Raw genomic sequence first — 11,816 nt, forward strand, 5'->3', positions numbered from 1 at the left:
CTGTCGGAAAAGGGTCAGGCCCAGGGGTCGAGAACGATTTTCGGTGTGGCGACCGCGCCGTTGCGCAGATCGTGAAACGCGGCGGCCCCTTCGGCCAGCGGGCGGGTCTGGAACCAGTCAAGAGGGCCAAGCCGCCCGTCAAAGATCGCGGCGGCCGTGTCGCGGAAGTCCTGCGCGGTATAGGTGTAGGTGCCGATGAACGTGATCTCCTGTAGCGTCATGCGGCGCACATCCAGACCGCCTGTGTCTTCGCCAAGGCCCACATGGGCGATCACGCCACCGGGCCGCGCATGGGCCGAGGCCGCCGCGCGGGTGGCGGCATAACCCACCGCGTCGATGATGAGGGGGTACATGCCATCCGGTTCGGCCAATGCGGTTTCCCCGCAGGTGTCGGTCAGGAACGCGCGTCGCGTCGGGTTGGGTTCGACCACGGTGACAGTTTCGATTCCCATCGCCTTGAGCGCGAGCAATGCCGCGAGACCGATGGCCCCGCCGCCGAGGACGAGGGCCTTGCGCTCCATCGACGGATGCAGCGCCGCCATGGCCAGCCGCGCCGCGTGCCAGCTCACCGCCAGGGGTTCGGCCAATGACGCTTTGTCCAGCGGAACATCGTCCGGCACGGTGACAAGGTTCGACGCGGGCATCGACACGTATTGGGCAAAGGCTCCTGGTCGCGGCTCCATCGAGATGATCTGGCGCGTGGGGCAGAGGTTCTCCCGCGCGCTTGTGCAGGCGGGGCAGGTGCCGCAGGTCACCAGCGGATTGATCGTCACGCGGGTGCCATCCATCGGCCCGCCCTGAACCACGCCTGCTGCCTCGTGACCAAGGATCAGCGGGGCGGGGCGGCGGGCGTCATGGCCTAGATAGGCGTGCATGTCGGACCCGCAGATGCCCACCGCTGCAATGCGGATCAGGTGCTCACCCTCGCGAGCGGTGATGTCGGGCACCTCCCGATAGGCCAGCGTTTCGACACCTTCGTAAATGAGCGCCTTCATTTCGCGGTAAACCCTCCGTCTACCATGAGAACCTGACCCGTCACATAGGCCGATGCGTCCGAGCAGAGGAACAGGATCGGGCCGTCGATATCCTCCATCGTGCCATTGCGCCCGATGCAGGTCTGTGCCGCGTTGCGGGCGGCGCGGTCTGGGTCGGAAAACACCGCCTGTGTGAGTTCGGTTGGAAAGAACCCCGGACCGATGGCATTGGCGGTGATGCCATGGGGCGACCACGCTTCGGCCATGGCGCGGGTCAGTTGGGCAATGCCGCCCTTGGTCGCGCCATAGGCGATGCCGCCCGGAAAGGCGCGTGTGGATTGGAGCGAGGCGAAGTTGACGATGCGGCCCCAGCCTTTCGCCTTCATCGCGGGCACCAGAGCCTGTGACAGAAAGAACGGGGCCGACAGGTTCAGCGCCAGCGTCACGTCCCAGCCGTCGGGGGTCACGTCATCTGCTGCCTCACGGGTGTTGATCCCCGCGGCGTGGACCACGATGTCGGGTGCGCCGAACGGGGCCGAGATCGCCTCGACCAGCGCGGGCAGTCCATCGCGGTCGGTCACGTCGCCGACCACACCGGCGGCTGCAAAGCCGATCTCCTTGCAGAGGCTCTCCAGCTCGTTCTGCCGCCGCGCGACCCCGACGACCATCGCGCCGGCCGCCGCCAGCTTGATTGCCGCCCGCCGCCCGAGGCCGGAACTGGCCCCGGTGACGACAGCCACCTTGCCGCCAAGGTGGAACAGGTCTGCGATGTCAGCCATCTGCGGTCAGGTCGAAATTCACGCCTGGGAAGTACTTGGCCAGACGCACATCCGCCGCGCGGGCGTGGCCTTCCATGCCTTCCAGACGCGAGATGCGCGCAGTGGCTTCGGCAATCGCCTTGGAGCCTTCGCGTGTGGCGCGCTGCCAGGTGACGATCTTCATGTACTTGTGCACTGACAGACCGCCCGTGTAGCTGGCCGCTCCGGACGTCGGCAGAACGTGGTTGGTGCCGGTCGCCTTGTCGCCATAGGACACGGTGGTTTCCTCACCAAGGAAGAGCGAGCCGTAGCAGGTCAGGCGGTTGAGCCACCAATCCAGATCGTCGGCCTGCACCGTCAGGTGTTCGGGCGCGTAGTCGTCGGAACAGGCGGCCATTTCCTCGCGATCCGAACAGAGGATCACCTCGGCGTAGTCGCGCCATGCGGCGGCGGCGTTCTGGCTGTTCACTTCCGGCAGGTCAGCGATCAGACCGGGGACCAGCTCCATCACCTTTTCCGCGAGCGCGCGGTTGTCCGTCACCAGCCAGACCGGCGAGTTGTAGCCGTGCTCGGCCTGGCTCACGAGGTCGGTCGCCACGATATGCGCGTCGGCTGTGCTGTCGGCGAGGATCAGGCTGTCGGTCGGGCCTGCGATCATGTCGATGCCAACGCGGCCAAAGAGGATGCGCTTGGCTTCGGCAACGAACTGGTTGCCGGGGCCGACAAGGATGTTGGCCTTGGGCAGGCCGAACAGGCCGAACGTCATTGCAGCCACGCCCTGCACGCCGCCCATCGCCATGATCTTGTCGGCCCCGCAGATATGCGCAGCGTAGACGATGGCAGGGGCAACACCGACACCGGGACGGGGCGGAGAGCAGGCGGTGATATGACGGCATCCCGCAACCTTGGCGGTTGTCACAGTCATGATGGCCGACGCGATGTGGCTGTAGCGCCCACCCGGCACATAGCAACCCGCCGCATCCACCGGGATCGCCTTCTGACCGGCGATCATGCCCGGCACGATCTCCACTTCGACATCGGACACCGTGCCTTTCTGGGCTTCGGCAAACCGTTTGACGTTGCTGTGGGCAAACTCGATGTCGCGCTTGAGCTTCTCAGGGACCAAGGCTGCGGCGGCAGCAATGTCGTCCTCGGTAAGAAGGATGTTGCCCTCGTACTTGTCGAACTTCTTGGCATAGTCCAGCGCAGTCGCGTCTCCTCCGGCCTCGATATCATCCAGAATGGATTTCACCGTTTCGTGCACCTCGGACGCATCCGATTTTGCCGTCAGGGTCGCCTTTTTCAGATATTCACGTGTCATAGTCAGGAGGTCCTACTTGTAGATGTCCGGCAGGAGCGTTGTGGAAATCGCGGGAACATAGGCGATCAGAAGTACCACGACGAACATGCACAGCACGAAAGGAACGGCGCGGGCGGCGATCTTGAGGATGGATTCCCCGGTGATCCCCGACACGACGAAAAGGTTAAGCCCAAGTGGCGGCGTAATGAAGCCCACACCGAGCGCGGTGATCATCATGATGCAGAACTGGATTTCGTTCATGCCGATATTGTCGGCCAGCGGCTTCAGGATGGGCGCGAGGATCACGATGTTGGGCGTGGTTTCCATCACGCAACCGGCTGCAATCAGAATACCGATCATCAGCAGGATGAGCAGCCACGGTTCGTTGGTCAGGCCGGTGACCGATGTCACGAAGCCCTGCGGCACACCCATGATCGCCAGCGCTTCCGCCAGCGGGGCGGAGAAGGCGATGATCGGCAGGATCACACCGTTGACCTTCGCGGAACTGACCAGCATTGCCGGGAAATCCGCGAGCGTGAGCGTGCGCAGGATGAACCCCATGATGATGGTCACCACAACCGCCGTGGCACCGGCCTCGGTCGGGGTCAGACGACCCGAGAAAATACCGTAGAAAATGATCCCCGGCACGATGAAGGCGTACCAGCCGGACTTGAGCGACCGGCCCAGGTTGCCTGCCCATTCGCCCATGCTCATGTTGCCGCCACCTTCATAGGCGTAGATGCGGTTCATGATCAGGTTGGTGATCAGGATCGACACGAGGATCGCAAGACCGGGGATCAGCGCCGCAAGGAACAGGGTCGACGCAGAGATGCCCAGAACGAGACCGATGATGATATAGGCGATCGACGGCGGGATCAGGATGCCGGTACACGCGCCCGCCGCGACCAGCGCACAGGCATAGGGACGGGGATAGCCGGATTCCACCAGCCGCGCGATGGTCATCCGCCCGACGGCGGCAGCACCGGCGGCATCGGAACCCGAGATGGCTGCGAACATCCCGCAGACAAGAACGGTCGCAGATCCGAACCCGCCCTTGGCAAAGCAGGTCAGAGCCTCGGCCACATCGAGGAATTTCCGCGACAGCCCGGTGCGCACCAGCACGTCGCCCGTCAGGATGAAGAGCGGCACCGCTGTCAGCGCGAAGGCGTCGATGCCGGTGAAGAGCTTTTCGCCCACAAGGCTCAGCGGCAGGTCGCCCGACATCACCAGCATGGCGATGGCGGCGGTACCGATGGCGGCCCAGACAGGCACGGCCAGCGCGATGAGGCCGACGAAGATGATCACCGGCAGGTAGAAATCCCAGCCCAGTTCCACCGTTTGATTCATGGTTTGCCACAGCATGTGTCAGGCTCCTCAATCAAACAGCTTGTCGCCTTCGTAGACGGGTGTTCCGTCCCGAAGTGACCGCCAGTCACGAACAAAGGATTGCAGAAGCCGCCAGATCATCAGGGCAAAACCGACTGGCACAGCCATCAGAAACCAGACTTTGGAAATGCGCAGCCCGTCTGTCACCGATCCGAACTTCATCGACACATGCACGGTTTCCAGCGACCAGTAGAGCGCGATGATGGCCACCCCGAACATCACCAGATCACCGAAGATATAAAGAACCGCCTTCGGGCGCGGCCCGAGGTAATGCATGATCACGTCGATGCGGATATGCGCGCGTTCCTTGACCGCCGCAGCGGCCCCGATCCACGCAAGGTAGATAAAGGAATACCGAACGATTTCTTCGCCCCAGATCGAGGAGAATGAGAAGATTTCGCGCCGCAGCACCTCGATGGCCATCGTGATGACCAGCATCACGTAGAAGACCAGAAGCAACCAGCGTTCGGCATCGCGATCGATTTGTCGCCAGACAGACATGTGGTGGCCTTTCGATGGGCACAGACCGGCTGTTCGCGCGAAGGGCGCGGATGCTCCGGTACGGTGCCTGGAAAGTAGAGTGGGGGCGGGCGCCGGATCGGGCGCCCGCCGACGACATTACGCGTCGTGGACGTAGTATTTGCCCTGGGTTCCGGCGGCTTCTTCCAGTTTGGCGAAGGCGTCCATGGAGCCGGCAAGCTCTGTCTTGAACTCGTCCCATTCGGAACGCTGGTAGCCACCGGCTTCTTTCCATTCGGCCAGTTGGTCGTCGCTCAGCGAGTGGAATTCGACACCGGCCTTGGCCAGTTCTGCCATCGCATAGGCGCGGGCAGACGGAACCTTGGCAAGGTTCTGGTGCGCGGTCATTTCCGAACCCCACATGATGCCGTCCTGAACGTCGGCGGGCATGGAGTTGAACCATTCGAGGTTACAGGAATAGACCTGACTGTCCGGCACCGCCTGTGTGAAGGTCACGTGGCTCAGGATGTCTTTGAAGCCGAATACGTAAAGCGCGCCCACGGACGGGTCGAGAGCATCGGCCACACCCTGTTTGATAGCGGACGGGGTTTCGCCCCAGGCCACCGGCGTCGGGTTTGCGCCAACCATACGGTAGTACTGCTGGAGCATCTTGGACCCCGGCACGCGGAACTTGACGCCGCTCAGGTCGCTTGGGCTGAGAACGGCACCGGCACCACCTTTGCGCACCGCGACAACACGCGGGTCGATATTGACATAGAACAGCGCCTTGAAGCCGTTGGCTTCGACCTTCGGGTGGACTTCTGCGTTCCAGAAATCCGAATTCACGAGGTTGGTGAAACGCTGGTTCGAGCCGCAGAGATACGGCATGTTGATCAGGTCGACCGTCGATGCGAACGGCGCGAAGTTGGACAGCGAGTGCTGCGCGGCCTGAATGGTGCCGCCCTGAACCGCCTGAACCAGTGCGCCGCCGGCGCCCAGCTGACCACCGGGGGCCAGTTTGACATAGACCTTGCCGTTGGTGGCGTTCTGGATGTTTTCCTTCAGGTCGAGCTGCATGATCGGATAGCTGCGCGACGCGCCCAGCACATAGGCTGTAGCCACAACCATCGTGTGCTCTGCCGCGTTTTCACGCTCGCGCTCTTCGTTTGCGGTCTGTGCGGCCGCTTCCGAGGACCAAAGCGTGCCAGCCGCGCCGGCCACCATTGCAGCGGTAAAGCTGCCGGTGCCCACCAGTTTCAGGAAATTGCGACGCTCGGCGGATGCGAGCTCCTTGCGTTCATCGGTCATCTGGTCTCCTCCCATTGGACCTCAGCTGCCGTTTTTGTTCTTTCGGTCAGCCTCTTTTTTGAGAATGGCAACGACGAACAGGATCGACGCCGCGAACAGAACCAACATCTCCCCAACGTCCGAGAGGAACGCAGCGTTCGAAGCTGCACCCAGCGCGACATTGGCGAAGTAGACGACAAAGACGGCGATGGATGCAGAAAGAAACACGGTGCGGCCCCCGGTGTGGCTTGATTCTGACCTTAGTGTAAGCGCTTACATTCGATTCATGCAAGCGCTTACATTTTGCGGTGTCAGATATTATGCTAATAAAGGCGGCGAAATCGGCTGTGTGTTGTTTTGAAAGGGCCATTGATGACCGAGTTGCGATCGGTGCCAACGCTGGACGATGTCGCCCGGACCGCCGGGGTCTCGACGGCAACCGTGTCGCGCTGTCTGAATTCGCCAGAGCGCGTTGTCGAACAAACCCGCAAACGCGTCATGTCTGCGGTGGAACAGCTTGGATACACACCGAATTTCGGCGCCCGCGCCATGGCCGCGAAACGCACATTCACAATCGGTGCAATCATCCCGACCATGGAAAACGCGATCTTCGCGCGGGGCCTTCAGGCCTTCCAGGAAGAGCTTCACGCACGCGGATACACTTTGCTTGTTTCCAGTTCGCTCTACCAGCCCGAGGTCGAGGACGAACAGATCCGGTCGCTGGTGGCGCGGGGTGCCGATGGACTGCTTCTGATCGGCCATGATCGCGATCCCTCGGTTTACAGCTATCTTCAAAGCCGTGCGATCCCCGTACTGTCCGCCTGGGTCTATCTTCCGGAGAGTGACCAGCCCACGGTCGGGTTCGACAACCGGCAGTCGATGCGGGCGCTGGCGCAGAAGGTCATCGATTTCGGCCATCGTCGCATCGGCATGATTTCCGGGGTGACCAAGGGCAATGACCGGGCGGCGGCCCGTCTTGCCGGGCTGCGCGATGCACTGGCGGCGAACGGGCTCGATCCAGAGGCAATGCCATTGATCGAAACGCCCTACGAGATCGAGAACGGCGCGGTGGCGCTTCAGTCTCTGATGGCATCGGATGACCCGCCCAGCGTGGTCATGTGCGGCAACGATGTTCTGGCCGTGGGTGCGCTGCGCGGCGCGCGCGATATGGGGCTCTCGGTGCCGGACGACGTGTCGATTACCGGTTTTGACGACATCGAACTGGCCCGCATCGTCACGCCGCAGATCACGACCGTGCACGTTCCGCATCGCGAGATGGGACGCAAAGCCGCCCAGGCGCTGATCGACATGGTGGAAAAGCGCAGCACCGGCGCGTCGGTTGAACTGAAAAGCACGCTGCAGATCCGCGACTCCCTGCGGGACCTGACGCGCTGATCTCGACCATCGACAAGCCCGTATGAACGCAGTACGCCCGCAGCCTGTAGTCAATGGCAGAGTGCGGGATGGTCACGCAGAACGGGACGGGACATGCGCGCGCCCTGATGATCCAGGGCACCGGGTCGAATGTCGGCAAGTCGATGCTGGTCGCAGGGCTGTGCCGGGCGGCGCATCTGCGTGGTCTCTCGGTCGCGCCGTTCAAGCCGCAGAACATGTCGAACAATGCTGCCGTGACCGCCGATGGGGGCGAGATCGGTCGCGCGCAGGCGTTGCAGGCGATTGCTTGCGGGCGCGACCTGTCGGTGCATATGAATCCCGTTCTGCTCAAACCCGAAAGCGACCGGGGCTCGCAGGTCATCGTGCAGGGACAGGTGCGCGGCTGGCTGGAGGCGCGCCGCTTTCGCGAGGATCGGGGTGTGCTTCTGGACGTGGTTCTGGACAGTTTCCACGCTTTGGCCAAAACTGCGGATCTGATCCTTGTCGAAGGCGCCGGCAGCCCGGCCGAGGTGAACCTCCGGCGCGGTGACATTGCGAATATGGGCTTTGCCTGTGCGGCGGATGTGCCGGTGATCCTGGCCGGGGACATCGATCGAGGTGGGGTGATTGCGCAGATCGTCGGCACGCATAGGGTGATGACCGACGAAGATGTGGCGCAGGTTGCCGGGTTTCTGGTGAACAAGTTTCGGGGGGACGTATCCCTGTTCGACGACGGCTATCGCGCGATCGAGGATCACACCGGCTGGACCGGCTATGGCGTGCTGCCGTGGTTTGACGCCGCGCATCTGTTGCCAGCCGAGGATGCAGTCGAACTGGCCGAGACCGGGGGCGGGCAGGGGTTCCACATCGCCTGTCCGATGCTGTCTCGGATCGCCAATTTTGACGACCTCGACCCGCTCAAGGCCGAACCGAACATCCGGCTGACGATGGTACCGCCGGGACAGGCGCTGCCCGGAGATGCCGATCTGATCGTCTTGCCCGGCACCAAATCCACCCGCGCCGATCTGGCGTTTCTCCGGGCGCAGGGCTGGGACATCGATATCGTCGCCCATCTGCGGCGCGGTGGTCGGGTCTTGGGGATTTGCGGCGGGTACCAGATGCTTGGCACCCGTATCGACGATCCCGACGGGTTGGAAGGCGAGGCGGGCACAACGCAGGGGCTGGGTCTGCTGGACGTCATCACCGAGATGCAGCCGCGCAAGACGCTGACCCGCGTGGACGCGGTGCATGTTCCGACGGGGGCAGGCTTTGACGGCTATGAAATTCATATCGGCCAGACCAGCGGCCCGGACAGCGTGCGTCCGTTCGCCCGGATCGGAGATGCGCCCGACGGGGCCGTGTCCGGCAATGGCCGGGTGATGGGTACCTACCTTCATGGGCTTTTCGCCAATGGCGGCTTCCGGCAGGCCTTCCTTCAGCAGATGGGGCACGCCTCGGGTGGGGCGGATTACATGCGTACGGTCGAACGGACGCTGAACGACCTTGCGGCGCATATGGAGGCGCATCTCGACATTGACGGACTGTTGGCAGCGGCGCGCCCGATCCGGGCTTAAGGCCGTGCGACCACCACTTCGGTGTCCCAGACCGCGCATTTCTCGGGCAGGTCGGCGGGCAGGGGGGCATCGGTGAACACCGTGTCGATCTCGGACAGAGACGCGATCCGGGCCGGGGCATTTCGTTTGAGCTTCGACGCATCTGCCACCAGATAGGTTTTGCGCGACTGCTGCAGGATGGCCTGGCTGACGCCCACCTCCTGAATGTCGAAATCGAGCAGATCCCCATCCGGATCGAGCGCCGAACAGCCGATGATCGCCAGATCGAACTTGAACTGCAGGATCGTGTCGGTCGCCAGTTTGCCGACCAGTCCGCCATCCGTGCGTCTCAGGTTTCCGCCCGTCACCACCACTTCGCAATCCTGCGTTTCGGCAAGGATGTTGGCCACGTTCATGTTGTTGGTGATCACAAGCAGGTTCCGGTGATTGCGCAGTTCCCGCGCCACGGCCTCCGTGCTGGTGCCAATATTCAGGAACAGCGAGATATTGTTTGGTATCCGCGCCGCGCAGGCTTTGGCCATCGCCGTCTTGGCCCGCGCATTCAGAACTCGGCGTTCCTCGTATCCGATATTGCTGGTGCTTGACGGCAGCATCGCCCCGCCATGCACCCGTTCCAACCGGCCTTCCTCGGCCAGATCGGAGAGATCCCGTCGGATCGTCTGCAGCGTGACGCCGAAATGCTGGGCCAGTCCTTCGACCGTGACCTTTCCATCCTTCCGCGCGATTTCAAGGATATCTCGGTGGCGAAAGGCATGGGACATGGGCAGTCTCGGTCTGGTCTTTTGGGGCTGTCGCTGCGGCGGGTCCGGTATGATACCTGCGGCAGACGCCGGTTTTCCGATCATAGCGGGCATTTGCCCTGAAAACCTAATGTCAAATTCCGTTTGTATTCAAATGGATGCGCAAAAGCGAACAAAAGCGAAAAAAATCGCCTTGCATGGCTCCGTGCTGGCGCGCATAAACTGGGCGCGGTTTCGGAGCCTTGGGAGGTGGTGCGGTGATCGACCGGAATGTCGAGCCAACGGATCTTTTCATCATCGGAGGCGGCATCAACGGCTGCGGTATTGCGCGCGATGCGGCTGGTCGAGGATTGTCCGTGACGCTGGCTGAAATGAACGATCTCGCGTCTGCGACGTCTTCTGCGTCGACCAAGCTGTTTCATGGCGGTCTGCGCTATCTCGAATACTTTGAATTCCGTCTGGTGCGCGAAGCGTTGGTGGAACGCGAAGTTCTGCTGCGGGCCATGCCGCATATCAGCTGGCCGATGAGATTTGTTCTGCCTTATCATAAGGATATGCGGTTCGAGTCCGATACGCCTACGTCGCGCCTTCTGAGCTATGCCATGCCGTGGATGAAGGGGCGTCGACCGACGTGGCTGATCCGTCTGGGGTTGTTCCTTTATGATCATCTGGGTGGACGCAGAATTCTGCCGGGAACATCTACCCTCGACCTGCATGGCCGTCCGGAAGGCGCACCGTTGGAGGATCGCTTTGCCAAGGCCTACGAATATTCTGATTGCTGGGTCGAGGATTCCCGCCTTGTGGTTCTGAACGCCCGCGATGCCGAAGCACGGGGAGCCACCATTCTGCCGCGCACCAAGGTTGTCTCAGCGGCGCGGGAGGGCGGTCTCTGGCGCATAGAAACGCAAAATTCCGAAAGCAATCAAACCCATGTGCATCATGCGAAGATGCTGGTGAATGCCGGTGGTCCGTGGGTCGGTGACATCATCCAGACCAAGGTGCGGCTGAATTCGAAAGAGGGTGTGCGCCTTGTGCGCGGGTCGCACATTGTGACCCGCAGGCTCTATGATCACGACAAGTGCTACTTTTTCCAGGGCACCGATGGCCGGATCATCTTTGCCATTCCCTATGAGACCGATTTCACCCTGATCGGCACCACTGACGCAGAGCATGACGATCCGTCGAACAAACCGGTCTGCACACCGCAGGAGCAAGGCTACCTGCTGAATTTCGCAAATCAGTATTTCAAGCAGAATCTGTCTGACGCCGATGTGGTCTGGACCTATTCCGGCGTCCGTCCGCTTTATGACGACGGGGCCAGCAGCGCGACGGCGGCGACGCGCGATTACACGCTCAAGGTCGATGCCGATGGCGGTGCGCCTGTGCTGAATATCTTCGGTGGCAAGATCACGACCTATCGCCGTCTGGCCGAAAGCGCACTTGAGAAGATCGCAGAGCATCTGCCCAACGTGAAAGGGCCGTGGACTGCCGGAGTGCCGCTGCCCGGTGGCGACTTTGCTGTCGATGGGTTCGATGCGCTGGTCGCGGATGTGCAGAACCGCTTCCCTTTCCTTGACCGGTTCTGGGCGCGCCGGCTTGTGCGTGCCTACGGAACCGAGGCTGTCGGGATGCTCGGCTCCGCGCGCGAAGCGGCGGATCTGGGTCAGGACTTCGGTGCGACTCTGACGGAAACCGAGGTCCGCTGGCTCATGGAGAACGAATACGCCCATACCGCAGAGGATGTGGTCTGGCGTCGCAACAAGCTCGGTCTCAGACTAAGCACGGAACAGATCCAGGCACTGGACATTTGGATGGCCAAGCACCTGCGCACGCTGTCCAAAGCCGCAGAATAGGGAAACCGGTTTGACGAGACACCATGACCACCGGGATGGATGGCAGCTTTGGAGGATGCGCTGATCCGGTCTCGGCAGTCGGCTAAGGACAGGATGGCTCTTGGGCTTGAC

11 protein-coding genes are annotated in these 11,816 nt (G+C 62.2%); 3 read left to right on the forward strand and 8 right to left on the reverse strand.

The annotated features are described in order from the left end of the window. Nucleotides 1-14 precede the first annotated feature (14 nt). The 7 genes from MGEO_RS05355 to MGEO_RS05385 all read right to left on the reverse strand — a co-directional run bounded on the left by MGEO_RS05355 (nucleotide 15) and on the right by MGEO_RS05385 (nucleotide 6,392). Nucleotides 15-995 carry a zinc-dependent alcohol dehydrogenase gene (locus MGEO_RS05355; protein ID WP_085635690.1) on the reverse strand — a complete coding sequence of 327 codons (981 nt, stop codon included), beginning with the start codon at nucleotides 993-995 and terminating at the stop codon, nucleotides 15-17. Beyond that, nucleotides 992-1,753, reverse strand: coding sequence for an SDR family NAD(P)-dependent oxidoreductase (locus tag MGEO_RS05360; protein WP_085635691.1), 762 nt, complete (start codon nucleotides 1,751-1,753; stop codon nucleotides 992-994). Before MGEO_RS05360 ends, MGEO_RS05355 begins: the two co-directional genes overlap by 4 nt. Next, on the reverse strand, nucleotides 1,746-3,053 hold the full coding sequence (gene hisD, locus MGEO_RS05365) for a histidinol dehydrogenase (protein WP_085635692.1): 1,308 nt from the start codon (nucleotides 3,051-3,053) through the stop codon (nucleotides 1,746-1,748). The genes MGEO_RS05360 and hisD overlap by 8 nt, the downstream gene beginning before the upstream one ends. 12 nt (nucleotides 3,054-3,065) lie before the next feature. Next, the gene (locus MGEO_RS05370; protein WP_085635693.1) at nucleotides 3,066-4,394 is read right to left on the reverse strand and encodes a TRAP transporter large permease; all 1,329 of its coding nucleotides are present in this window, start codon (nucleotides 4,392-4,394) and stop codon (nucleotides 3,066-3,068) included. A gap of 12 nt (nucleotides 4,395-4,406) precedes the next feature. Continuing rightward, nucleotides 4,407-4,919 (reverse strand): TRAP transporter small permease, encoded by a 513-nt coding sequence (locus MGEO_RS05375; RefSeq protein WP_085635694.1) that lies wholly within the window; start codon nucleotides 4,917-4,919, stop codon nucleotides 4,407-4,409. 117 nt (nucleotides 4,920-5,036) lie between these two features. Beyond that, nucleotides 5,037-6,185, reverse strand: coding sequence for a TRAP transporter substrate-binding protein (locus MGEO_RS05380; RefSeq protein ID WP_085635911.1), 1,149 nt, complete (start codon nucleotides 6,183-6,185; stop codon nucleotides 5,037-5,039). Between the two features lie 21 nt (nucleotides 6,186-6,206). Further along, the gene (locus tag MGEO_RS05385) at nucleotides 6,207-6,392 is read right to left on the reverse strand and encodes a hypothetical protein (RefSeq protein WP_085635695.1); all 186 of its coding nucleotides are present in this window, start codon (nucleotides 6,390-6,392) and stop codon (nucleotides 6,207-6,209) included. Between the two features lie 144 nt (nucleotides 6,393-6,536). Between MGEO_RS05385 and MGEO_RS05390 the strand changes: the two genes are divergently transcribed. After that, the gene (locus MGEO_RS05390; protein ID WP_085635696.1) at nucleotides 6,537-7,559 is read left to right on the forward strand and encodes a LacI family DNA-binding transcriptional regulator; all 1,023 of its coding nucleotides are present in this window, start codon (nucleotides 6,537-6,539) and stop codon (nucleotides 7,557-7,559) included. 68 nt (nucleotides 7,560-7,627) lie between these two features. After that, the gene (locus MGEO_RS05395; protein ID WP_085635697.1) at nucleotides 7,628-9,112 is read left to right on the forward strand and encodes a cobyric acid synthase; all 1,485 of its coding nucleotides are present in this window, start codon (nucleotides 7,628-7,630) and stop codon (nucleotides 9,110-9,112) included. Here the strand turns inward: MGEO_RS05395 and MGEO_RS05400 are convergent. Continuing rightward, a complete protein-coding gene (locus MGEO_RS05400; RefSeq protein ID WP_085635698.1) occupies nucleotides 9,109-9,873 on the reverse strand; it encodes a DeoR/GlpR family DNA-binding transcription regulator in 765 nt (254 codons plus the stop codon). The two genes, MGEO_RS05395 and MGEO_RS05400, sit on opposite strands and share 4 nt — an antisense overlap. 236 nt (nucleotides 9,874-10,109) lie before the next feature. Between MGEO_RS05400 and glpD the strand changes: the two genes are divergently transcribed. Next, nucleotides 10,110-11,705: a glycerol-3-phosphate dehydrogenase gene (glpD, locus tag MGEO_RS05405; protein ID WP_085635699.1), complete on the forward strand. Its 1,596-nt coding sequence runs from the start codon at nucleotides 10,110-10,112 to the stop codon at nucleotides 11,703-11,705. The last annotated feature ends 111 nt before the right edge of the window (nucleotides 11,706-11,816 follow it).

Origin of the sequence: Marivita geojedonensis (assembly GCF_002115805.1) — a bacterium.
Taxonomy (GTDB): Bacteria; Pseudomonadota; Alphaproteobacteria; order Rhodobacterales; family Rhodobacteraceae; genus Marivita; species Marivita geojedonensis.

Bases quoted from the DNA above. Each gene is read 5' to 3' on its own strand.
- MGEO_RS05355 (WP_085635690.1), bottom strand. From the start codon at position 995: ATGAAGGCGCTCATTTACGAAGGTGTCGAAACGCTGGCCTATCGGGAG.
- MGEO_RS05360 (WP_085635691.1), bottom strand. From the start codon at position 1,753: ATGGCTGACATCGCAGACCTGTTCCACCTTGGCGGCAAGGTGGCTGTC.
- hisD (WP_085635692.1), bottom strand. From the start codon at position 3,053: ATGACACGTGAATATCTGAAAAAGGCGACCCTGACGGCAAAATCGGAT.
- MGEO_RS05370 (WP_085635693.1), bottom strand. From the start codon at position 4,394: ATGCTGTGGCAAACCATGAATCAAACGGTGGAACTGGGCTGGGATTTC.
- MGEO_RS05375 (WP_085635694.1), bottom strand. From the start codon at position 4,919: ATGTCTGTCTGGCGACAAATCGATCGCGATGCCGAACGCTGGTTGCTT.
- MGEO_RS05380 (WP_085635911.1), bottom strand. From the start codon at position 6,185: ATGACCGATGAACGCAAGGAGCTCGCATCCGCCGAGCGTCGCAATTTC.
- MGEO_RS05390 (WP_085635696.1), top strand. From the start codon at position 6,537: ATGACCGAGTTGCGATCGGTGCCAACGCTGGACGATGTCGCCCGGACC.
- MGEO_RS05395 (WP_085635697.1), top strand. From the start codon at position 7,628: ATGGTCACGCAGAACGGGACGGGACATGCGCGCGCCCTGATGATCCAG.
- MGEO_RS05400 (WP_085635698.1), bottom strand. From the start codon at position 9,873: ATGTCCCATGCCTTTCGCCACCGAGATATCCTTGAAATCGCGCGGAAG.